Source organism: Brevibacterium rongguiense, from assembly GCF_009857845.1.
Taxonomy (GTDB): Bacteria; Actinomycetota; Actinomycetes; order Actinomycetales; family Brevibacteriaceae; genus Brevibacterium; species Brevibacterium rongguiense.
This window is the reverse complement of the sequence record NZ_WWEQ01000018.1, coordinates 24,022-46,157: the sequence shown is the minus strand read 5'-3', so window position 1 is coordinate 46,157 and position 22,136 is coordinate 24,022. Positions and strand designations below refer to the sequence as shown.

General features: G+C 71.2%; 21 protein-coding genes. 11 read left to right on the top strand and 10 right to left on the bottom strand.

Annotation, left to right across the window (positions count from 1 at the left end; genetic code table 11):
* Positions 1–50 precede the first annotated feature (50 nt).
* The gene (locus tag GSY69_RS05995) at positions 51–1,220 is read right to left on the bottom strand and encodes an acyl-CoA dehydrogenase family protein (RefSeq protein WP_160952965.1); all 1,170 of its coding nucleotides are present in this window, start codon (positions 1,218–1,220) and stop codon (positions 51–53) included.
* A gap of 245 nt (positions 1,221–1,465) precedes the next feature.
* Between GSY69_RS05995 and GSY69_RS05990 the strand changes: the two genes are divergently transcribed.
* Both GSY69_RS05990 and GSY69_RS05985 read left to right on the top strand, forming a co-directional pair.
* A complete protein-coding gene (locus GSY69_RS05990; RefSeq protein ID WP_160952964.1) occupies positions 1,466–2,227 on the top strand; it encodes an SDR family NAD(P)-dependent oxidoreductase in 762 nt (253 codons plus the stop codon).
* Positions 2,228–2,355: 128 nt separating this feature from the next.
* A complete protein-coding gene (locus tag GSY69_RS05985) occupies positions 2,356–3,981 on the top strand; it encodes an AMP-binding protein (RefSeq protein ID WP_160952963.1) in 1,626 nt (541 codons plus the stop codon).
* Between the two features lie 104 nt (positions 3,982–4,085).
* Here the strand turns inward: GSY69_RS05985 and pstB are convergent, their stop codons facing one another.
* The 8 genes from pstB to GSY69_RS15150 all read right to left on the bottom strand — a co-directional run bounded on the left by pstB (position 4,086) and on the right by GSY69_RS15150 (position 13,379).
* Entirely contained in the window at positions 4,086–4,865 is a 780-nt protein-coding gene (gene pstB / locus GSY69_RS05980) for a phosphate ABC transporter ATP-binding protein PstB (RefSeq protein WP_160952962.1), read from the bottom strand.
* 32 nt (positions 4,866–4,897) lie between these two features.
* Complete coding sequence (gene pstA / locus GSY69_RS05975) at positions 4,898–6,193, bottom strand: phosphate ABC transporter permease PstA (protein ID WP_235936327.1); 1,296 nt, start codon at positions 6,191–6,193, stop codon at positions 4,898–4,900.
* A 1-nt stretch (position 6,194) separates the two neighbouring features.
* Positions 6,195–7,157 carry a phosphate ABC transporter permease subunit PstC gene (gene pstC / locus GSY69_RS05970; protein WP_160952961.1) on the bottom strand — a complete coding sequence of 321 codons (963 nt, stop codon included), beginning with the start codon at positions 7,155–7,157 and terminating at the stop codon, positions 6,195–6,197.
* Positions 7,158–7,243: 86 nt separating this feature from the next.
* Positions 7,244–8,356, bottom strand: a complete 1,113-nt coding sequence (gene pstS, locus GSY69_RS05965) for a phosphate ABC transporter substrate-binding protein PstS (RefSeq protein WP_160952960.1) — start codon at positions 8,354–8,356, stop codon at positions 7,244–7,246.
* Positions 8,357–8,529: 173 nt separating this feature from the next.
* Complete coding sequence (locus GSY69_RS05960; protein WP_160952959.1) at positions 8,530–9,504, bottom strand: NUDIX hydrolase; 975 nt, start codon at positions 9,502–9,504, stop codon at positions 8,530–8,532.
* A complete protein-coding gene (locus GSY69_RS05955; RefSeq protein ID WP_160952958.1) occupies positions 9,501–11,645 on the bottom strand; it encodes an RNA degradosome polyphosphate kinase in 2,145 nt (714 codons plus the stop codon). The genes GSY69_RS05960 and GSY69_RS05955 overlap by 4 nt, the downstream gene beginning before the upstream one ends.
* Positions 11,645–12,667: a mycothiol synthase gene (gene mshD / locus GSY69_RS05950; protein WP_160952957.1), complete on the bottom strand. Its 1,023-nt coding sequence runs from the start codon at positions 12,665–12,667 to the stop codon at positions 11,645–11,647. The genes GSY69_RS05955 and mshD overlap by 1 nt, the downstream gene beginning before the upstream one ends.
* Positions 12,654–13,379 (bottom strand): winged helix-turn-helix domain-containing protein, encoded by a 726-nt coding sequence (locus tag GSY69_RS15150; RefSeq protein ID WP_328698780.1) that lies wholly within the window; start codon positions 13,377–13,379, stop codon positions 12,654–12,656. The genes mshD and GSY69_RS15150 overlap by 14 nt, the downstream gene beginning before the upstream one ends.
* A gap of 119 nt (positions 13,380–13,498) precedes the next feature.
* Here GSY69_RS15150 and GSY69_RS05940 point away from each other — a divergent pair, with 119 nt between their 5' ends.
* The 4 genes from GSY69_RS05940 to ygfZ all read left to right on the top strand — a co-directional run bounded on the left by GSY69_RS05940 (position 13,499) and on the right by ygfZ (position 16,995).
* Positions 13,499–14,290 (top strand): ammonia permease, encoded by a 792-nt coding sequence (locus GSY69_RS05940; protein WP_160952956.1) that lies wholly within the window; start codon positions 13,499–13,501, stop codon positions 14,288–14,290.
* A gap of 174 nt (positions 14,291–14,464) precedes the next feature.
* On the top strand, positions 14,465–15,067 hold the full coding sequence (locus GSY69_RS05935) for an FABP family protein (RefSeq protein WP_160952955.1): 603 nt from the start codon (positions 14,465–14,467) through the stop codon (positions 15,065–15,067).
* Positions 14,992–15,807, top strand: a complete 816-nt coding sequence (locus tag GSY69_RS05930; protein ID WP_160952954.1) for a hypothetical protein — start codon at positions 14,992–14,994, stop codon at positions 15,805–15,807. The genes GSY69_RS05935 and GSY69_RS05930 overlap by 76 nt, the downstream gene beginning before the upstream one ends.
* Positions 15,808–15,870: 63 nt before the next feature.
* Positions 15,871–16,995 (top strand): CAF17-like 4Fe-4S cluster assembly/insertion protein YgfZ, encoded by a 1,125-nt coding sequence (ygfZ, locus tag GSY69_RS05925; RefSeq protein WP_160952953.1) that lies wholly within the window; start codon positions 15,871–15,873, stop codon positions 16,993–16,995.
* A 73-nt stretch (positions 16,996–17,068) separates the two neighbouring features.
* On the opposite strand, the gene GSY69_RS05920 is transcribed toward ygfZ, so the two are convergent.
* The gene (locus GSY69_RS05920) at positions 17,069–17,749 is read right to left on the bottom strand and encodes a GntR family transcriptional regulator (RefSeq protein ID WP_160952952.1); all 681 of its coding nucleotides are present in this window, start codon (positions 17,747–17,749) and stop codon (positions 17,069–17,071) included.
* A gap of 154 nt (positions 17,750–17,903) precedes the next feature.
* On the opposite strand from GSY69_RS05920, the gene GSY69_RS05915 reads away from it, so the two are divergent.
* The 5 genes from GSY69_RS05915 (at position 17,904) to GSY69_RS05895 (ending at position 22,107) form a co-directional block, all read left to right on the top strand.
* Entirely contained in the window at positions 17,904–18,746 is an 843-nt protein-coding gene (locus GSY69_RS05915; RefSeq protein WP_160952951.1) for a substrate-binding periplasmic protein, read from the top strand.
* 80 nt (positions 18,747–18,826) lie between these two features.
* A complete protein-coding gene (locus tag GSY69_RS05910; protein ID WP_160952950.1) occupies positions 18,827–19,567 on the top strand; it encodes an amino acid ABC transporter ATP-binding protein in 741 nt (246 codons plus the stop codon).
* A 4-nt stretch (positions 19,568–19,571) separates the two neighbouring features.
* A complete protein-coding gene (locus GSY69_RS05905; RefSeq protein WP_160952949.1) occupies positions 19,572–20,204 on the top strand; it encodes an amino acid ABC transporter permease in 633 nt (210 codons plus the stop codon).
* A complete protein-coding gene (locus tag GSY69_RS05900; protein ID WP_160952948.1) occupies positions 20,201–20,854 on the top strand; it encodes an amino acid ABC transporter permease in 654 nt (217 codons plus the stop codon). The genes GSY69_RS05905 and GSY69_RS05900 overlap by 4 nt, the downstream gene beginning before the upstream one ends.
* A 29-nt stretch (positions 20,855–20,883) precedes the next feature.
* Positions 20,884–22,107, top strand: a complete 1,224-nt coding sequence (locus GSY69_RS05895) for an NAD(P)/FAD-dependent oxidoreductase (protein ID WP_160952947.1) — start codon at positions 20,884–20,886, stop codon at positions 22,105–22,107.
* Positions 22,108–22,136: the final 29 nt, after the last annotated feature.

Below are 22,136 nucleotides of genomic sequence, written 5' to 3'. Positions count from 1 at the left end.
GCGCCGCCCGCCCATCACGGGCGGGCGGCGCCTCGCGTGCCGGGCTCGGTTCAGCGCTTGGGTGTGTAGCGCTTCTTCAGGTCCTTGCCCACGATGTACTTCATGACCTCGCTGGACCCGCCGTAGATCGACTGGATGCGGCTGTCGCGAAACGCCCGCCCGATCGGGTACTCGAGCATGAAGCCGTAGCCGCCGAACAGCTGCAGGCAGCGATTCGTCACCTCGATCTGCAGCTCCGAGCCCAGCAGCTTGGCCTTCGCCGCCTCGACGGCCGTGAGCTCGTCGGCGTTGAGCGCCAGCGCGCACCGGTCCACGTACGCCTCGAGCGCATCCACGCGGGTCTCGAGCTCCGCGAGCGTGAACTGGGTGTTCTGGAAGTCCCCGATCGTCTGCCCGAATGCCTCGCGGCTGAACACGTATTCGCCGGTCCAGCCCAGCACGGCCCGGGCGCCGGCCAGGCCGCCCATCGCGATTGAGAGTCGCTCATAGGGCAGGTTGACCATGAGGTGGATGAAGCCCTCGCCCTCCTGGCCCAGCAGGGCGCCGGGTCCCACCCGCACCTCGTCGAAGCTCAGCTCCGAGGTGTCCTGCGCCGCCAGCCCCACCTTGTCGAGGTTGCGCCCGCGGCTGAAGCCCTGGGCATCGGCGTCGACGATGAACAGCGAGGTGCCGTGGGCGCCCGGCGCCTCGGCGTTCGTGCGGGCCACGACGATGACGAAGTCGCAGTTCTGCCCGTTCGTGATGAATGTCTTCGCGCCGCTGATCACCCAGTCCTCGCCATCGCGCACCGCCTTCGTGCGGATGTTCTGCAGGTCCGAGCCCGCCCCCGGCTCCGTCATGGCGATCGCGCCGATGAGCTCGCCCGCGGCCAGGCCGGGCAGGTAGCGCCGCTTCTGCTCCTCCGAGCCGAAGGCGGCGAAGTAGCCGGGGACGATGCCGTCGGAGACGCCCCAGCCGCCGGTGGCGCTCGAGAGCCCGCGCTTGGCGATCTCCTCCGCGCGGACCATGTCGAAGCGGAAGTCCTCGACCCCTCCGCCGCCGTACTCCTCCGCGATCGAAGCGCCGATGATGCCGGCGTCCGCGGCCGCTTTCCACATGGCGCGGTCCGTGCGCTTGTCCGCCTCCCACTGCGCCAGGTGCGGGGCCACCTCTGCATCGAGGAAGCGGGCCACGGTCTCGCGGTAGGCCTCGTGGTCGGCGTCGTAGAGGGTGCGCTTCATTGCGGCTCCTTGTCCGGGTGCCCCGCCGGGGCCCCGGGGTCGATGGGAACGCGCGGGGCGGCGTCCCGCGCCGCCGCGGTCCGGTGCTGCCCGCCGCCGTGGGGCGGAGGACGCGCACCGTCGCGGCTCTTGCCCGCGAGCGTAGTCGATTTCATAATGGACTGAAAGATCGTTCAGCAAGTTCAAACGGTCGGTGTGCAGGGCCCCGCCGGGTGCCTACGCACCGGATGCTCAAGGGGGAGCACATGCAGATCCACGGACTCACCGCACTCATCAGCGGGGGCGCCTCCGGGCTGGGCCTCGCAACGGCCCAGCGCCTCGTGGCCGCCGGGGGCAAGGCCGTCATCCTCGACCTCCCCAGCTCCGATGGCGCCGCCGTGGCCGAGCGGCTGGGCGGCGGGGTCGCCTTCGTGCCGGGCGATGTCACGGACGAAGACGACGTCGCCGCGGCGGTGGAGGCCGCCGAGGAGCTCGGCGAGCTGCGCTTCGCGATCAGCTGTGCGGGCATCGGGGGCTCTGCCAGGGTGGCCGGGCGCAAGGGCCCGTTCCCGCTTGAGCAGTTCTCCCGGGTGGTGAGCGTCAACCTCATCGGGACGTTCAACGTCATCCGGCTGGCCGCGCAGGCGATGCAGCGCAACGAGCCGATCGGCGAGGAGCGCGGCGTCATCATCAGCACCGCGTCGGCCGCGGCCTATGACGGGCAGATCGGCCAGGCCGCGTACTCGGCATCGAAGGGCGGGATCGTCGGCATGACCCTGCCGATCGCCCGCGACCTGGCGAGCGCGCAGATCCGCGTCATGACGATCGCCCCCGGCATCTTCCGCACGCCCCTCATGCTGGGTGCACCGCAGGAGACCCTCGACCTCCTGGGCGCACAGGTCCCGCACCCGGCGCGGCTGGGGGAGCCCGAGGAGTTCGCGGCGCTCGCCGCCCACATCATCGAGAACCCCATGCTCAACGGCGAGGTCATCCGACTCGACGGCGCTATCCGCATGGCCCCGCGCTGAAGCGCGGCGGGGCCGCGGTCGCCGGTCCCGCGGTGCGCACACGCGACCGGCCCGGGCGGACGAGACCGGCCCGGGCAGACGCGATGGGCACAGCAGTCCAGCAGTGACGATCACAAGGGAGTGAGCGGATGTATCCAGGGAAATGGGCGGCCCAGACGCCGGACAAGCCGGCGGTCATCATGGCCGATACCGGGGCGCAGCTGAGCTACGCCCAGCTCGAGGAGCGCTCGCTGCGCTTGGCCAACCACTTCCGGGCCGCGGGCCTGGGCGTGGGCGACCACGTGGCGGTCATCGCGGAGAACCGGTTCGAGATCATCGAGGCGTACTGGGCCGCGCAGCGCTCGGGCGTGCTCATCACGGTCGTCAACCGCCACCTGACGCCGTCCGAGGTCTCCTACATCGTCCACGACTGCGATGCCGCGATCGTGCTCGTCTCCCGGACCCTCGAGCACGCGTATGCGCTCATCGAGGCGTGCGCGGACGTGCCGGAGATCATCGTGATCGGCGGGAGCAGCGCGCCCGATCGCGGCGTGGGCGCTGACGGGGTCGACGGCGGCGGTGCGGAGCGCCCGCTGCTCGACTACGAGGCGGTGCTCGCCGCCGCCAGCCCCGAGCGGCCCGACTACGAGGCCCGCGGGGACGACATGCTCTACTCCTCGGGCACGACCGGCCGGCCCAAGGGGATCCTCCCGGCGCCGCTCGACCAGCCGGTGGAGGACCCCAACGTCGCGATCGTCCAGCTGTTCACGAAGCTGCTGGGCTTTAACCGCGACACCGTCTACCTCTCCCCTGCGCCGCTCTACCACGCCGCGCCCATCCGCTTCGTCATGACCACCCACGCGCAGGGCGGCACCGCGGTCATCATGCCGCGCTTCGAAGAGCGCGAGGCGCTGACCGTCATCGAGCGCTACCGCGTCACCCATTCGCAGTGGGTGCCCACGATGTTCGTGCGCATGCTCAAGCTGCCCGAGGAGGTGCGGCGCGCAGCGGACACGTCCTCGCTGCGGGTGGCGGTCCACGCCGCGGCCCCGTGCCCTGTGGAGGTCAAGCGGGCCATGATCGAGTGGTGGGGCCCGGTGATCTGGGAGTACTACGCCGCTACGGAGGCCAACGGCGTCACCGCGATCAGCAGCGAGGACGCCCTGGCCCACCCCGGCTCCGTGGGCCGCGACGGGCTCAAGGGCATCGCACACATCTGCGGGCCCGATGGCGAGGAGCTGCCGCCCGGCGAAGCGGGCGTCATCTACTTCGAGAACGACAAGGCGTTCGAGTACTCTAAGGACGCGGACAAGACCGCGGGCACGCGCCACCCGGACCACCCCACCTGGACCGCGATCGGCGACCTGGGGTGGATGGACGAGGACCGGTTCCTCTACCTGGCCGACCGCCAGCGGTTCCTCATCAGCTCCGGCGGCGTGAACATCTACCCGCAGGAGATCGAGAACGAACTGGCGCTCCTCCCAGCGCTTTCCGACGTGGCCGTCGTGGGCGAGCCGGACGAGGAGCTCGGGCAGATCGTCGTGGCGTATGCGACGGCGGCCGATCCGAGCTCGGCAGACGATGCGGATCCCCAGGCCGCCGCCGAGGCGCTGGCGGCCGACGTCGTCGCCCACCTGCGCGATCGGCTGGCCCGGTTCAAGATCCCGCGGGTGCTCTGCGTCGTCGATGAGCTGCCGCGCACGCCCACGGGCAAGCTCGTCAAGCGCAACCTCGACCCCGCCCGGGTGCGGGCCCGCGTGCCGCTGCGGGCCTGACCCGCGCCTCGGCGGCGGCTGCGGCACGGAACGGCGCCCCCGCCTGCGGCTGCCCGGTGCTGCGGATGCCGGGCCGCCGCAGCACAGCTCAGCCCCGGTCCCGGTCAGCCGAAGCGGCCGGAGATGTAGTTCTGCGTCTCCTCCTTGTCCGGGCGGGAGAAGATCGTCTCCGTGTCCTTGTACTCGATGAGGTGGCCGGGCTTGCCGGTGCCGGCGATGTTGAAGAACGCCGTGCGGTCCGACACGCGCGCGGCCTGCTGCATGTTGTGCGTGACGATGACGACCGTGAACTCCTCCTTCAGGTCGTTGATGAGGTCCTCGATCGCCAGGGTGGAGATGGGGTCGAGGGCCGAGCACGGCTCGTCCATGAGCAGCACGGAGGGCTTGACCGCGATCGCGCGGGCGATGCACAGGCGCTGCTGCTGTCCGCCGGACAGTCCGCTGCCGGGCAGCCCCAGGCGGTCCTTGACCTCGTTCCACAGGTTCGCGCCCTTGAGCGCCTGCTCCGCGATGTCATCGGCCTCGGAGCGGCCCAGGCGCTGGCTGTTGAGGCGCACGCCGGCCAGCACGTTCTCCTTGATGCTCATCGTGGGGAACGGGTTGGCCCGCTGGAAGACCATGCCCACCTCGCGGCGGACGTTGACGGAATCGACGCCCGCCGCGTAGATGTCCTGGCCGTCCATCTTCACGGAGCCCTTGACGTGGGCGCCGGGGATGACCTCGTGCATGCGGTTGAGCGTGCGCAGCACGGTGGACTTGCCGCAGCCCGAGGGGCCGATGAAGGCGGTGACGGTGCGCGGCTCGATGCGCATGCTCACGCCCTCCACGGCGCGGAAGTCGCCGTAGAAGATGTTGAGGTCGTCGATCGTGATCTGCTTCGACATGTGTGTGGAGACCTTTCTGGCCGAAGCCGGGCTCAGCGCCCGGCCTTGGGGGCCAGGACGTGGGCGATGATGCGGGCTGCCAGGTTCAGCAGCATGACGAGGAGGATGAGGACGAGCGCGGCCGCCCACGCGCGGTCGGAGCTGGCGATCGCGGCGACACCGGGCGAGGTGGGGCGCATCTGCGAATCGTAGATGTAGGTGGGCAGGGTGGACATCCAGCCGGAGAAGACGTTCCAGTTCATCGAGGTGGCGAACCCGGCGGTCACCATGATGGGCGCGGTCTCGCCGATCACGCGGGCGATCGCGATGGTGATGCCGGAGAGGATGCCGGAGACCGCCGTGGGCAGGACGATCTTCACGATCGTCTTCCACTTGGGCACGCCCAGGGCGTAGGAGGCCTCGCGCAGGTCCATGGGGACCAGGCGCAGGATCTCCTCCGTGTTGCGCACGACCACGGGGATCATGAGCACCGACAGGGCGACCGCGGCCGCGAAGCCGAACTTCGTGTCCGCGAGGCTGCCCGGGCTGACGAGTCCGATGACCGTGCCGAAGAGCGCGAACGCGAAGAGGCCGGCGACGATCGAGGGGATGCCCGTCATGACGTCGACGAGGAAGGTGATCGCCTTGCCCAGCCGGTTCCGGTTGGCATACTCGACGAGGTAGATCGCGGTGAGGACGCCGATCGGAATCGAGATGATGGAGGCGAACAGCGTGATGAGCAGGGTGCCGATGATCGCGTGGTAGAAGCCGCCCACCAGCGGGCCCTCGCCGTGGACGAACTTCTGGTCGAACACGCCCTTCATCCCGGCCATCGTGCGGGTGAGCACGGTGGGGCTGTCGATGATGACCGGCAGGCCGTTGGCCACCGTCATCCACAGCAGCGAGACGAGCGGGATGCACGCGATGAGGAACGACGAGGTCACGAGGGTGGTGGCGCTGCGGTCGACGGCCTTGCGCCGGCCCTCGACCGCGGCGGACCACGCGAAGACCGCCGCGAGGTTGATGAGCCCCGCCAGGAGTGCCACGAGGGCGATGCTGAAGCCGCCGGTGAAGAGGAAGGACGCGGCGATCGCGGCGATGATCGAGGCGGCCGCGACGTACCACACCGCGTGCTTAGGCAGTGCGCGCGCCTTCAGGGCCGCCGGGGCGAAGGCCCCCGAGGCGCCCTCCCGGCGGCGCTCGGCCTGCGGCTCGCGGTCCTGACCGGCCGCGCCCGAGGCGCTCACCGGCCCGCCGGCCGGACCGGGTGCACCGGGTGCGCCGGGGGCGCTGGGCTCGGTGCCCCCGGACCGCGGCGCGTGGTCCTTCGCATCCATGGGATGGGACATCTCAGCTTCCCTTCACAGAGGTCTTGGCGACGATCGCGCGGGCGCCCATGTTGACGAGCAGCGTGATGACGAACAGCACGAGGCCGATCGAGATGAGCTCGGACAGGCGCAGGCCCGCTGCCTCGGGGAAGTTCTGTGCGATCTCGGAGGCGATCGTCTGATTGCCGCCGACGAGCAGCGACAGCGTGAGCCCGCCGGAGGACAGAATCATCGCCACGGCCATCGTCTCGCCCAGCGCGCGGCCCAGGCCCAGCATGACGGCCGAGGTGATGCCCGACTTGCCGTGCGGCAGGACCGCCATGCGGATCATCTCCCATCGGGTGGCGCCCATCGCGAGGGCGGCCTCCTCCTGCAGGCGCGGGGTCTGGAGGAAGACCTCGCGCACGAGCGAGGTGATGATCGGCAGCACCATGATCGACAGGACGAGCGAGGCGGTGAGGATGGTGCGGCCCGTCTGGGAGACCACGCCGTCGGCGCCGGGCGCGAAGATCCCGGTCCAGCCCAGCACGCTCGAGAGCCATTGGTAAGCGGGCGTCAGGTGCCCGGCGAGGGCCAGGCCCCACAGGCCGTAGACGACGGAGGGGATTGCGGCGAGGAGGTCGATGACGTAGCCCAGGACGGGCGCGAGCCGGCGCGGGGCCATGTGGGTGGTGAACAGCGCGATGCCCAGCGCGAACGGCGTCGCGACGAGCAGGGCGATCGCCGCGGAGACGAGTGTGCCCAGGATGAGCGGCCACACGTAGGCGAAGAAGCCCTTGCCCCCGGTGATCTGCGTGGGATCCTCGAACGAGGCCTTGATGACATCCGTGGACTGGGCGAGCAGGAACAGGGCCACCCCCGCCAGGATGACGACGATGAGGATGCCGGCGCCCAGCGAGGCCAGCGAGAAGATGCGGTCGCCGGGGCGCACGACGGCCCGCTGGGCCGTGTGGGACTCGGGTCGAGCCGGGGCTTCGGTGGCCACGGATCACTCCTTGACGGTGGTGGGGGATCGAACGGGCTCAAGCGGCGCGGTCGCCCGCGCCGCTTGAGCCCCGTGCGGGATGACGGTCAGCCCTGGGCCTTGACGGCGTCGATGATGGGCGTGATCTTCTCGCGCAGCTTGTCGGAGATGGGCGCCGAGCCGGCGTTCTCCTTGGCCGAGTCCTGGCCCTCCTGGGACACGACGTAGGTCTCCCAGCCCTTCACGAGGTCGGCGGTGCTCTGGTCCTTGTAGGACGAGCACACGATGTGGTAGGACACGAGGACGATCGGGTAGGTGCCGGCCTCGGTGATGTCGCGCTTGAGGTCGATCGCGAGGTCGTGCTCGTGGCGGCCGGAGACGGTGGGCGACTCGTCGACGACCTTCGCGGCGGCCTCGGCGGTGGGGGCCTCGTAGTTCTCGCCCACCTTGATGGAGGCCTTGTTGAGGTCGCCGGTGGCCGAGGCGTCCGCGTAGCCGATCGCGCCGTCGGTCTTCGTCACCGTCTGCACGATGCCGTCGGTGCCCTGGGCGGCCTCGCCGCCGGCCTTCTTCGGGAACTCCTCGGCGGCCTCGTCCGGCCAGGCGGACTTCGCGGCCTTGTTGAGGTAGTCGGTGAAGTTCTTCGTGGTGCCCGACTCGTCCGAGCGGTGCACGGCGGTGATCTTCGTGGACGGCAGGTTCGCGTCCGGGTTGTCCTTCTTGATCGCCTCGTCGTTCCAGGAGGTGATCTTGCCCGCGAAGACCTTCGCCAGCGTCTCCGGGCTCAGCTGCAGCTTGTCCACGCCCTTGAGGTTGTAAGCGATGGCGATGGGGGAGATGTAGACGGGGAACTCGAACGCGCCGTCGTCGCCGCACACGCTCTTGGACTTCTCGATCTCCTCGTCCTTCATGTAGGCGTCGGAGCCGGCGAACTGCGCCTTGCCCGCCAGGAACTGCTCGCGGCCGGCGCCGGAGCCGTCGGGCGAGTAGTTGATCTTGGCGCCGGACTGCTGGCCGGTGAAGTCCGCGGTCCACGCCTGCACGGCCGACTTCTGAGCGGAGGAGCCGATGCCGGTCAGCGAGCCGCTGAGCTGCTTGTCCGAGCCGCCGGACTTGTCGCCGCCGGACTCGCCGGTGGCGCTGCCGCCGCCGCAGGCGGACAGGGCGAGGGTGCCGGCCATGGCGATGGCGGCGATGGGCGCGATGCGCGAGAGCTTCACGGGGGTGCCTTTCGAAGACGGTGGGCTTCGGGGCTGAGCCCCGGGTGCACCCACACCCTAGGAAGCACGGGTGGCCGAAAGGTCGTGCGAAGGTGAACGGGGGGTGAACCGGGCCGGAAGTCGCGGCGTATTTCGCAACGAGTCGATAACGCCGCGGACCGGCCGCCCGCCGCCTACGTGTCGATCGGCCGGTAGCGCTCGAACTCGACGATGCGCGGCGCGCCCCCCGGCCGCACGTAGGCCACGAGGATCTCACCGGGGTTCATGTAGGGGTCTTCGTCCGGCAGGCGGTCCGCCAGGCCCTTCGAGGCGTGGGCGGCGAGGGCTGCCAGCACGGTGGGCAGCACGGGCCGGTGCGTGCACACGGCGGTGCCCGTGCCCCGCTCGAGCAGCTTGGCCAGGTACTTCGCCGTCTTCTCCGGGGCCTGCGCATTGGCCTTCTCGCTCAGCGCCTTGACGGTCTTGACCGGTCTGCCCGTTGCCGCCGCGAACGGCTTGACGGTGGCCACGCACCGCTTCCACGGGCTGCTGGCCACGCGCCGGATGTCCCAGGCCCCCAGCAGCCCGGTGAGCGCCATGGCCTGCCGCGTGCCCAGCGCCAGCAGCGGCCTCACGCTCTCCGTCTCGTGCCACTTGGAGCGCGGGAACGCCTTGCCGTGGCGCACGATGATGAGCGGCCAGGCGCGCAGGCTGCCCGTCGACTGGGCGTGGACGAGCTTGTCGAGCTGCTCGCGGTCCGCGTAGCGGGTGAGCATCCCGCGCGCCCGGTCCACCGGCACCCACTCGGCGCGGTCGATCTCGCGCGGGTTGTCCGGCTTGGGCTTGCCCTGCCCGCGCACCTCGGCGGACCAGTAGTGGACGTGCTTGACGAGCCTGCGGCCCACCCCGTAGCGGGCGGACGGCAACGGCAACCCCAGGCGGATGCGGTACCCGGTCTCCTCGCGCACCTCGCGGATGGCGCATTCGGGCAGCGTCTCCCCGGGATCCACCTTGCCCTTGGGCCACGACCAGTCGTCGTACTTGGGGCGGTGGACGAGGAGCACCTCGAGTCCGCGCCCCTCCTCGCGCCAGCACACGGCGCCGGCGGCCAGCACATCGGCGTGCAGCCGGGCGGATTCGCCGGCGTTCGAGACCGGCGTGGGGCTCACGGCTGGGCCTTCTGGCGGTTGGCGTGGTGCTCGCGGAGGATCTCGAGCTGGTAGTCGGTCAGCGGCGCCCCGTCCTCAGCGCGGGCGTGCCGGGTCCAGACTCCCTGGCCGTCGAGGTGGAACGACGCCGTCTCCGGCGAGAAGGCCAGGTCGAACATGTCCTCGATCTCCCCGATGTGGCGCGGGTCCTGCAGGCGCACGAGCGCCTCGACGCGGCGGTCGAGGTTGCGGTGCATGAGGTCGGAGGAGCCGATCCACGTCTCGTGCTCGCCGCCCGCATCGAACTCGAAGACGCGGGAGTGCTCGAGGTAGCGGCCCAGGATCGAGCGGACGTGGATGTTCTCGCTCATGTCCTCGATGCCCGGGCGGATCGCGCAGATCCCGCGCACCAGCAGCTCGACCCGCACGCCCGCGCGGGAGGCCAGGTAGAGGGCGTCGATGAGCGCCTCGTCGACGATCGAGTTGACCTTGATGCGGATGCGGCCGGCCTCGCCGCGCGCCGCGGCCTGCGCGGCCCAGCGGATGCGCTCGAGCAGGCCGTCGCGCAGCGCGCCGGGGGCCACGAGGAGGCGCTGGGTGGCCGAGGTGGGCGCGTAGCCGGAGAGCTTGTTGAACAGCTTCGTGAGGTCATCGCCGAGCGCCGGATCGGTGGAGAGGAGTCCGAAGTCCTCGTACGCGCGCGCCGTCTTGGGGTGGTAGTTGCCCGTGCCCACGTGGCAGTAGCGGACCAGGCCCTCCGCCTCCTGGCGCACCACGAGGCACAGCTTGGCGTGGGTCTTGAGGCCCACGACCCCGTAGACGACGTGGACGCCCGCGCGCTCGAGCTTGCGCGCCCACGTGATGTTGGCCTCCTCGTCGAAGCGGGCCTTGATCTCGACGATCGCGAGCACCTGCTTGCCGGCCTGTGCGGCATCGACGAGGGCGTCGATGATGGGGGAGTCGCCCGAGGTGCGGTAGAGCGTCTGCTTGATGGCGAGCACGTGGGGGTCGGACGCCGCCTGCTCGAGGAACGCCTGCACGCTCGTGGAGAACGCGTCGTAGGGGTGGTGGAGGAGGATCTCGCGCTCGCGCACCGCCTCGAAGACGTCCACCTGGTCCGAGGTCTCCGCCGGGGCCAGGTCCCGGTTCATCGAGGGCACGGCCTTGGGGAAGTGCAGGTCGTCGCGGGGGATGTCGGCGATGGCCGCCAGCCCGCGCATGTCGAGCGGGTCCGGCAGCTCGTAGACCTCCGGCTCGTCGATGCCGAGCTCCTCGAGGAGGATCTCGCGCACCCGCGGGTTGAGGTCCTCCGTGACCTCCAGGCGCACGGCGGGCCCGAAGCGGCGGCGCAGCAGCTCCTTCTCCAGCGCCTTGAGGAGGTTCTCCGCGTCGTCCTCCTCCACTTCCAGGTCCTCGTTGCGGGTGACGCGGAACAGCGAGTGGTCGAGGATCTCCATGCCCTCGAACAGCGTGGACAGGTTGGCCGCGATGATGTCCTCGATCGCGACGTAGCGCACGGGGGAGTCGGGGGAGACCTGCCGGTCCGCGCCGGAGGCGGAGACCGCGACGAAGCGCGGCAGGGACTGCGGCACCTTGACGCGGGCGAACAGCTCCGCCTTCGTCTCCGGATGGCGCAGCAGTACGCCCAGGTTGAGCGAGAGGCCGGAGATGTAGGGGAACGGGTGGGCCGGGTCCACGGCCAGCGGCGTGAGCACGGGCATGACCTGGGCGGCGAAGAACGCGTCGATGCGCTCGCGCTCCTCGCACGCGAGGTCGCCCACGGCGGCGAACCGGATGCCCTCGGCCTCGAGGGCGGGGCCGATCTCCTCGCGCATGAGGTCCGCGTGGCGCTTCATGAGCGTGTGCGCGTGGCTCTGCAGCGAGCGCATGACATCGCGCGGCTGGACCCCGGTGATCGAGGGCACGGCCAGGCCCGTGGCGATGCGCCGCTTGAGCCCCGCGACGCGGACCATGAAGAACTCGTCGAGGTTGGAGGCGAAGATCGTGAGGAAGCGCACGCGCTCGAGCAGCGGCAGGGTGTCATCGGCGGCCAGCGCGAGCACGCGCTCGTTGAATGCCAGCCAGCTGAGCTCCCGGTCGAGGAAGCGGTCCGGGGCGGCCGGCAGCTGGTGCTCGGCTCCGAATGCGGCGACGTCGTACATCACTGGCCTCCCGTGGTGTTGGCGGATGCTGCGGGTGCCCCGCCGGCTGCCCCCGCTGCGGGTGTCCCGCCGGGTGCTGCGGCGGTCGCACTGGTGGCACTGGCCGGCCCGCGGCCCGCGGTGCCCCGCGGGGGCTCGTAGCTGACATGGACGACCGTGTGGTCGAAGCCCAGCGAGTCGTAGAGGCGGCGGGCCGCGGCGTTGTCGGATTCCACGTAGAGCTCGACGGCGCGGGCGCCGCGGGCGCGCATGTGGTGCATGCCCGCCAGGGTGAGCGCGCGGCCCACGCCGCGGGCGTGCACGGCCGGGTCGACGCCCACGACGTAGACCTCGCCGAGCGGCGCGGCCCCTTGCTCACCGGGGGTCAGCTTCGTCTCGTGGAAGCCGATGATCGCCCCGTCGCGCACGGCGAAGAACACCCCGGCGGGCTCGAAGCCGGGCGCGGCGGTGTGCGCGGTGAAAGCCGCGAGGTCCTGGTGGCCCTGCTCGGGGTGCCAGTCGAACGCCGCGTTGTTGACCCGCAGCCAGCCCTCCTCGTCGCCGGGGCGGAACGTGCGGATCTCCACGCCGTCCGGCACCTGCACCGCGGGCAGCGCCAGGCCGGCCAGGGGCGGGGTGCTCAGCTGCAGAAGCTCGCGCGAGCGCGCGTAACCGCGCTCGGCCGCCAGCCGGGCCGCGGCGGGGAAGTCGCCGTGCGACCAGAACCACGTATCCGCTTCGGCGTCGCCCAGCTGGGCGCGCAGGGCATCGGCGAGGCGCCCGCCCGTCCCCGCCCCGCGGTGGTCCGGGGCGATGGCGAGCTCGGCCGCGCCGCGCTCGCCCTGGTCGGCGGCGGCGGCGAAGCCCACGAGCGCGTCGTGGGCGAACGCGCCCAGCGTCGTCGCCCGGCCCTGCGCGGCCGCCTCCAGCACCCCCTCGGACAGGGGGGCGATGCCATCGGCGCGCTGCACCGCGGCGAGGAGGTCGCGCGCCCGGTCGTCGAGGGCGGCCGGGCGGATCTGTGCGGCGTCAGCGCTGCTCATCGTCGTGCTCCTGCACCTCGGGGGTCTCATCATCGGGCTCGGGGCTGAAGTCGGGGCTGAAGCGGTAGCCCACATTGCGCACGGTGAAGATACTCGCCTCGAGCTCGGGGCCCAGCTTGGCGCGCAGGCGCCGGACGTGGACGTCCACCGTGCGGGTGCCGCCGTAGTAGTCGTAGCCCCAGACGTCCTGGAGCAGCTGCGCGCGGGAGAACACGCGGCCGGGGTTCTGGGTGAGGAACTTCAGCAGCTCGAACTCCTTGTAGGTGAGGTCGAGCCCGCGGTCGCCGGCCGTCGCCGTGTAGGAGTCCTCGTCGACGGTGATGCCGCCGATAGTCGTGGGGCCCCCGGACTCGTCCGGCTGCTCGTCGGCCCGGCGGGCCAGCCGGAGCCGGGCGTCCACCTCGGCCACCCCCGCGCCGGCGAAGACGATGTCCGCGGCGCCCCACGCGGGATTGGCCGCGGCGAGCCCGCCCTCGGACAGTGCGATCACCACGGGCAGCCGCAGGCCCACGGTGTCGAGGCGGGCGACGATGCCCGCGGCCTGGGACAGCTCCGCGGTCGCATCGAACACGGCGACGTCGCACTCCGGGCTGCGCAGCAGCTCCGAGTGGTCGGAGGTGGTGCGGTGGATCGTGTGGGGCAGGAGCTCGAGGGCTTCGAGGCTGAGCGAACGGGCCGAGCCGCCCGCCGGGGCGATGTGGAGAACGCGCACAGTCCGCCCTTCCCCTCGATCTCGCAGCCGCTTCGCAGTATACCGAGGCCGGGCCGCGTGCTCGGGCGGGCATCCGCGTGCCGGACGGGGCGGGCGCACCGGTCTGGCAGGATGGGAGCGTGTTGAGATGGATGCGCGTGCTCGTGGCCCTGGGGCTCGCGAGCGCGCTGGCGGTGACGAGCTTCCTGGGGTGGGGCCCCGTGGTGCTGGCCTCGCTGCTGCTCGTCCTGGCACTGGGCTACGGGTGGCCGCGGCTGACCGACTCGCCCCAGCGCTGGACCACCACGCTCATGCTCATGCTCTTCGGCCTCCTCGGCATGGCCTCGTCGTGGCTGGCCACGGCCCCGCCGTTCCTCGAGTGGCTGCCGGTGCTCACCGCGATGGGCCTGCTGTGGGCGTTCGTGCAGAACCTGGCCCGCGGCATCGAGGCCCGCCACGCGGTCGCCAACGTCTCCGCGCAGGTCGCAGGCCTCGTGGTGACGCTGTCGGCCTGCAGCTGGATCGCCGCGATCCGCCTGCCGGGCGACCGCAGCATCATCGTCGTGGGCCTCGTGGGCATCATCCTCGCCCAGTGCGCCACCGCCCTGCCGCTGCCCGCGCGGGTGACCTCCCCGCTCGCCCTCGTCATGGGAGTGGCCGGGGCGATGCTCGCCTTCGCCGTGGTGCCCGCCGACGATCCGCGGCTCTTCGTCATCGTGCCCTACGGCATGGTCATGGGCGGCCTCGTCGTCGCACTCGACCGGCTCCTCGGGATGATCGCGGTTGCCCCCTACCAGGCGGGCTCGCTGCGCCAGAACGCCGTGCGCAGCAAGGCCCGTCAGTGGGGCGTCCAGCTCTCGCTGGGCGCGGCGCCCATCGCCATGGCCGGCGTGGTCGTCTACGTGCTCGAGCGCATCCCGGGCATGGTCTGAGCCGGGCCCGAGGCGCCCGTGGCCGGTCCGCTCGCGCCCGCGTACACTGGGGGCATGGATTCTCTTGCCGTTCTCGAAGCCGTCTTCTCCGCCCTCGTCGGACTCGCCGCCCTGGGCGTGGCGGGCGTGGGCATCCGCGTCCTCGTGGGCCTGTTCAAGGTCAAGCGCTGAGCCATGCCCATTGAGATCGACGCGAGCCTGCCCTCGGAGCTCATCCCGCTGGCCTGGCTCGTGGGCTCCTGGGAGGGCGAGGGCGAAGTGGGCTACGCGGAGACCGCGCAGCGCCACTTCGGGCAGCGCATCGAGTTCTCCGCGCCCGGCGGCGCCCCCTACCTGCAGTACTCGGCGCACGCGTGGCTGCTCGACGAGGAGGGCGCCCGCCAGGACACGCTGACCCTCGAGACCGGCATCTGGGAGCTCGTGCGCCAGCGCGAGTCCTTCGACGCGGGTCCCGGCCTGCTCGTCCCCGAGGGGGAGACGCCCTACACCACCGCGGAGTCCGTCGAGGGCCTGCGCGGCGAGGAGGGGGACTTCGGGCTCGAGGTCGGCATCGTCCAGCCGCACGGCATCATGGAGCTCTACACGGGCCGCGTGGCCGGCCCCCGCATCGACCTGTCGACCGACGTCGTGGCGCGCACGAAGACCGCGAAGGACTACCGCGCCTCCACCCGCATGTACGGCCTCGTCGAGGGCGACCTGCTGTGGGCCTGGGACATCGCCGCGCTCGGCCACGAACTCGCCTCCCACGCCTCGGCCCGGCTGAAGAAGGTCTCCTGAGCACCACCGCCCGCACTCTCGAGTCGCCCATCCGCGCCGCCCGCCGGCGCAGGATCCGCGGCAGGGTCGTCGGGGTCATCGCGATCGTCTTCATCATCGCCGTCCTCGCCATCGCCGCCCTCGCGGCCCTGGGCTTCGTGCGCGCCAAGGGCGTCATCGACCACGCCCAGGCCGCCGGGGACGCGACCACCCGCGTCGTCGCCGCGATCAAGAACAACCCCGAGGGCGCCAAGGACGAGCTCGCTACGGCCCAGCGCGAGGTCAGCGCGGCGCGTGAGGAGCTGGGCCAGGTCCCGCTGCCGCAGCTGCGCCGGCTGCCGGATCTGGGCCGCAACGTCGAGGTGGCGGGGGAGGTCCTCGATGAGGTCAGCACCGTCGTCTACGATGCGGTTCCCACGTTCGTGGCCGCCGCCGGAGTCTTCGACTTCTCCACCGGCCACCTGCGCCGGCTGGGCGCGGACCCCGCGAAGTGGATCGATGAGCTCAAGACCGCCGGCCAGACGATCAAGGACCTGCCCGAGGCGATCGACGTGCTGGGCCGCGCCCGCGATGCCGTGGCCGCCATCGAGACCCACGGGCTGCTCCCGCAGGTCGCCTCGGCGGTGAAGAAGGTGGGGCGCAGCCTGGACGCGGCCGTGGAGACCGTTGCCCCGGCGAAGTCCGCCTCGGATGATGTGCAGCGGGCCCTCGACCAGGGGGCTGGGGCGCTGGGCGCCCTCAAGGAGGCCGCCGGCTTCTGACCGGGGCCGGCTGCTGTCAGAGCCGAATGCCGGCAAGCGCCGGCCCGATCGCGAAGGAGAGCGATGAGCTCACTGCGCTACCCCCGCTCCGAGGCCGTGTTCGGCGCCGCCGAGCGCTCCGACGAGGCGGCCCACTTCGGCGTGCCCCTGGCCGAGCAGCGCGCGCTGGCCCAGGGCCGTGCGGTGGCCGACCTGTCCTCGCTGCGCGTCCTCCAGCTGACGGGGGCCGACCGGCTGAGCTGGCTGTCGTCGCTGACGACGCAGAAGCTCGACGGCCTGGAGCCCGGCCAGTCGACGGAGACGCTCGTGCTCAGCCCCACCGGACACATCGAATCCTGGCTGCGCATCGTCGCCGCGGCCGACCGCCTGTGGCTCATCAGCGAGCTCGACGCCGACGCCGTGCGCGACTTCCTCGAGCGGATGAAGTTCATGCTCCGCGTCGAGCTCGCCGATGTCAGCGCGGACTATCAGTGCGTGGGCACGGTGGGCCCCGCGCCGGAGTCGCTGCCGGTCGCCGCGCAGTGGGACGACCCGTGGCCGGCGATCGGCGAGGGCTCCGCGTCCTACGCTCTCATCGACCTGGGCATGCCCACCGCATCCCCCGAGCACCCGGGCGACGGGCTGGACTTCCGCATCGCGATCTGCCCGCGGGCCGCCCTGGCGGACTGGGATCCGCAGGCCGCCGGGGTGCGGGTGGCCGGGCGCGATGCGTGGGAGGCGCTGCGCATCGAGGCGTGGCGCCCGGGGGGCGCGGAGGTCGACCACAAGGCGCTCGTGGGCGAGCTCGACGTGCTGCGCACCGCCGTCCACCTGGCGAAGGGCTGCTACCGCGGCCAGGAGGCAGTGGCCCGGGTGCACAACCTGGGCCAGGTGCCCAGGCGCCTCGTGTTCCTCCACCTCGACGGCTCCGGCCACTCGCTGCCCGAGGCGGGGGCCGAGGTCTTCGGCGAGGTCCGGGGGGCGCAGCGCCCCGTCGGGACGGTCACCTCGGCTGCCCTGCACCACGAGCTGGGCCCCGTGGCGCTCGCCCTCGTCAAGCGCAGCCTGGAACCGCAGGCGCCGCTGACCGTCGCCGGCGACGGCGATGAGCGGATCGCCGCTGCCCAGGAGGTCATCGTGGCCCCGCAGCGCGAGAACCGCACGGGCCTGCCCGGCCGCAACCGGGAGACCGACCACCGCCGCGGCTGAGACCCGGGCGGGCGGTGGCTGCGGTCAGCCGTGAGCGCCCTCAGTGCGCGGAGTCGCGGGTCCGGAGTGCGGGTCAGCGGGCGCGGTGCGCGTCGCCCCGTGTGGCTCCGCGCGTGGCGGAGAACTCGAGGTGGTGGCGCATAAGGTCTGCGGTGCGCTCCTCGTCCTGGGCGACGACTGCGGCGATGATGTCGTAGTGCTCGGTCGAGCAGGCCACGAGCTCGTTCGAGGGCATGTTGATGAAGGCCCCGCAGATGCGGGTCTCATCGCGCAGGAGGCCGACGGAGCGGCTGAGGCGCGCATTGCCCAGCAGCGAGAGCAGATACATGTGGAATGCGTGATCGGCATCGAGGTAATCGCCGGTGAGCCCCTCGTGCAGGGGCTGGACCGATTGCTCTGTCAGCTCCCTTGCCCGCGATTCCTCCGCTCCGCTCAGTCCGCGCCGGGCGACAAGGCGCATGGCCTCCACCTCGAGGATCGAGCGCATCGCGTGGATCTCCTCGCGGTCGGCGATCGTCATCGTCCTGACCCGGAACCCGCGGTTCTTCACGAGCTCGAGCAGGCCGTCGCCCGCCAGGTCGGAGAGCGCCTCGCGCACCGGTGAGTTGGAGATCCCCAGATCGGCCGCGAGCGCATTGGCGGAGATGATCTCGCCGGAGCCGATCTCACCGCGCAGCAGCGCGCGCTTGACCAGTTCGCAGGCCTCCTGGCGCAGGGTGGTGCGCGGGCGCAGCGGCGCAGAGTGTGTGATCATCGCAGCCTCCTCGGCCGAGTGCTCCGATCCGGTGCTGCCGGATCTCCCCCGATTCTGCCTCAGCGCTTGACTCGGCAACGCTTTTGCCTAAGGTTATCGATAACCGTCAACGTGTTAAAGATCACAACCAACGTCGATTCGCTTGGAGCAGACCATGAAGAAGTTCGCCGCCGTCGGTGTCACCGCCCTCGCCCTCGCCGCTGCTCTCACCGGCTGTGAGAGCTCGGGAGGCTCGGGCAGTGTGGAGTCCGACTGCAAGCCGAAGAACGAGTTCAAGACGATCGCCGACGGCACGCTGACGGTCTCCGTGCCGGAGCTGCCGCCGTTCACCGCCTACAACAACGGCCAGCCGCAGGGCGTCGACATCGAGGTCGTCAACAAGATCGCCCAGGCCGAGTGCAAAACGGTCAAGTGGATGCAGACGACGTACGCCGGCGCGATTCCCGCCGTCACCGACGGCCGCGCAGACGTCGCCACCGGCGCGTTCTACCGGACGAAGGAGCGCAACGAGGCCACCAACCTCACCGACCCAGTCTACGTGGACACGATGGCCGCCATCTCCAAGGACGGCATCACGAAGATCCCGGACATGGAGAAGCTCAAGGTCGGCAGCGTCGACGGCTACCTGTGGGTCCCGGACATGAAGAAGGTGATGAGCTCGAACTTCACCGTCTACCCCTCCGCGGTCGAAATGCAGCAGGATCTCGAGGCCGGGCGCATCCAGGTGGGCCTCGACAGCTTCGGGTCCGCGTCCGATCGCCTCAAGGACAAGAAGGAATACCAGGTCAAGACCGTGGAGAAGGACGATCGGGTGAAGGCCTCGATTGAAGCCGCGCAGATCACGTTCCCGCAGACGAAGGGCAACGCGGACATGACGAAGGCGTTCAACGAGCAGCTCACCCAGTTCCACGAGGACGGCACGATCAAGGACATCCTCAAGCAGCACGGCCTGCCCGAGTCCTCGGCCGATACCGGCAAGCCCCGCCTCATCGGCTGAAATCCCAGACCGCAGGCTGACTGACACAGGGGGCATCCTTGATCGAGAATCCAGAAGAGCGACTGCCGGGGCGAGCGCCGGTGGTCCGGGTACGCGACCTGTCCAAGGCGTTCGGCGGAAATCCGGTGCTCGAGGGGGTCGATCTGACCGTGCTCGAGGGGACGGTGACGGCCCTCATCGGCCCGTCGGGTGCCGGGAAGTCGACGCTGCTGCGGTGCATGAACCTGCTCGAGCGCCCGGATGCGGGGGAGATCGAGATCGGCAGCCACCGCATCGATGCGCGCAGCCGGTTCTCCAAGCGCCAGCTCTATGCGCTTCGCCGGGAGACGGGGATGGTCTTCCAGCACTTCAACCTCTTCCCGCACATGAGCGTCATGCGCAACGTCGTGCTGCCGCAGCAGCGCATCCTCGGCAGGTCGAAGGCAGAGGCGGAGCACCGGGCACAGGAGCTGCTCGCGCGCATGGGCCTGGCCGACAAGGGCGGCCAGTATCCGAACAAGTGCTCGGGTGGCCAGCAGCAGCGCATCGCCATTGCCCGAGCCCTCGCGCTCGAGCCCCGGGTCATGCTCTTCGACGAGCCCACCTCGGCGCTCGACCCGGAGGTGGGTGCCGAGGTCCTCGAGGTGATGAAGGAACTGGCCGCCGAGGGCATGACGATGATCGTCGTCACCCACGAGATGGGCTTCGCCCGCAACGTCTGCGAGGACCTCGTCGTCATGGCGGACGGGGGCATCATCGAGCAGGGCGATCCGCAGCGCATCATGGGGGACCCCTCCCACCCGCGCACGCGGTCCTTCCTCCACGCCGTGCTCCAGAGGTGATGTGATGCTCCACGCCGTCCTCACCGGAATCCCGCTGACCCTCGGGGTCACGGCCGCTGCGCTCATCATCGGAACGCTCGTCTCGCTGCCGCTGCTCGCGTGCACGCTCTCCGGCAACCGGCTGCTGTGGTTGGGCGCCCGGATGGTCATCGACCTGCTGCGCGGCGTGCCGATCGTCGTCTGGCTGTTCATCTTCTACTACGGAGTCACGCTCGGCTCCGCGAAGCTCTCCGCCTTCGGCGCGGCCGTCCTGGGCCTCGGACTCGTCTCCGGGGCCTACCTGGCGGAGATCTTCCGCGGTGCCGTCTCCTCCGTCTCCGCAGGCCAGTTCGAGGCGGGGCGCGCTCTCGGCATGACGTCGCGCGGACTGTGGGCCGACATCATCGCCCCCCAGGCCTGGCGCGTCGCGCTGCCGGGCTACACGACCTACGGCATCGGATTGCTCAAGGACTCCTCGATCGCCTCCACGATCGGGGTCGCGGAGATGGTGTTCCAGGCGGGGAACTTCGCCCGCACGACGGGCAACGGGATCGTGGTGTTCCTGCTCGCGGCGGCCGTCTACATCCTCGTGAGCGTGCCGGTCGGCATCCTCTCCCGCCGAGTGGACGAGCGCATGAGCGCGGTGGTGGCCCGATGACCTTCTTCGCCGATGCCCAGGAATTCCTGCCGGCCCTGCTGGGCGGCCTGCGGGTCAGCCTGCTCCTGACCCTTCTCTCGCTGCTCTTCGGCCTGCCGCTCGCCACCGTGCTGGCGTTCGGCATCCGCTCGCACAATCCGGTTCTCCACTGGCTTTCCGTTGCGTTCGTCGAGGTGGGCAGGGGAGCGCCCGCGCTCGTCGTCCTCCAGTTCATGTACTTCGGCCTGCCGACCGCGGGCCTCACCCTCAGCGCCATGGCCTCGGCGACGCTCGCGCTGACCTGGACCACCGGGGCGTACTGCGCCGAATACCTGCGGGGCGGGCTCTCCGGGGTGCCGCAGGGGGAGATCGAGGGAGCGGAGGCGCTGGGAATGACCTGGGGGGATACGCTGCGCTACATCGTCATCCCGCAGGGCTGGCGGATCGCGCTGCCCTCCCTCATGGGCTTCGCGGTCATCCTGTTCCAGACGACGTCGCTCGCGTACACCGTGACGGTGCCGGAGCTCATGAGCCAGGCGTACTCGATCGGCTCGTCGACGTTCAAGTATCTGACCGTCTTCGTGTTGGCCGGCATCCTCTACGCGATGATCTCAATCCCGGCCACGTGGCTTTCGGTGCTCGTCGAGAAGCGGCTGAACAAGCATCTGTGATCCGCTCCGGCGGGAAGGAGCAGCAGGCTGTGGTCGATGCGGGCTCGGTACTGGTCGTCGGCGCGGGGATCGTGGGCCTTTCCTCGGCCCTGCACCTCGCGCGCTCGGGCTATCGCGTCACCGTCGTGGAGCGCGGTGAGGCCGGCCGCGGTGCCAGCTGGGGCAACGCGGGATGGATCTGCCCGGGGCTCGTCGCCCCGCTGACGCCCCCGGGTGCGTGGCGCTCGGCGGTGGGCGGTCTCCTGCGCGGCAGCCCGGCGCTCTCCGTGCCACGGCCCACCCCCGGGACGGGGCTTCTGCTCACGAGGCTCGCCCTGCAGATGACCGAGGCGCGATTCCACGCGGCCGTGCAGAGCACAGCGCCCCTCGTGGCGCGCGCGCTCGGGGCGTACGACGACCTGCGCGCCGCGGGTGTCGATGCGCCGCTGCGGCGCGCGCCCATCACCGTGGGCTGCACCAGTGAGGCAGAAGCCGAGGCCTTCGCCGCGGAGCTCGCCCAGCTCGAAGAGGCCGGCGCGGAGGTGAGCGTCGAACGCGCGGAGCCGGGGGAGGCGCCCTTCTTCTCAGACCGCATCCGGGCCGTGCTCGCCGTCCACGGGCAGGCGTATGTGGACCCGGGGCGCTTCGGCGCGGCCCTGCGGCGCGCGGTGCTCGAGCACGGCGTTGAGCTGCGGGAGCATACCAGGGTGGTATCGGGCCATTCGGGAAACCGCGCGGTGAGCGTGCTCACCGGCGCGGGAGAGGTGCTGGCGGCGGATCGGCTCGTTGTCTGCGCGGGAGCGTGGACCGATGGGATCCTGACGAGCATCCTCGGTGCGCGGGCCCGGGTGGGGGTGCACAGTGGCCGCGGCTATTCGTTCAGCGCGGCCTTCGCCGATGGCGTCGACACCGCTCGCGCCGCGCATGCGCTGCGGGCCGGCCCGGTCTACCTGCCCGGTGAGCGCACCGTGCTCACCCCCTACGGCGGCGGTGTGCGCGTGGCGGGCACGATGGAGTTCGCCGCACCGGATGCGCCGGCCCGACGCGCAGCGGCCTCGCGCATTGCGGCCGCCGCCCAGCCCTACCTGCGCGGCGTGGACCTCAGTTCGCGGCGGGATGAATGGGTGGGCCCGCGCCCCGTGACCGCCGATGGCCGCCCAGTCATCCGCCGCCTCGACGCCCGCGTCGCCGTGGCGGCCGGCCACGGGATGTGGGGCATGGCCCTGGGGCCCGCAACCGGTGAGGCCGTGGCCGCGCTGCTCGCCCGGTCGTAGGCGGGGTCTGAGACGCGACGGCGGCAGTC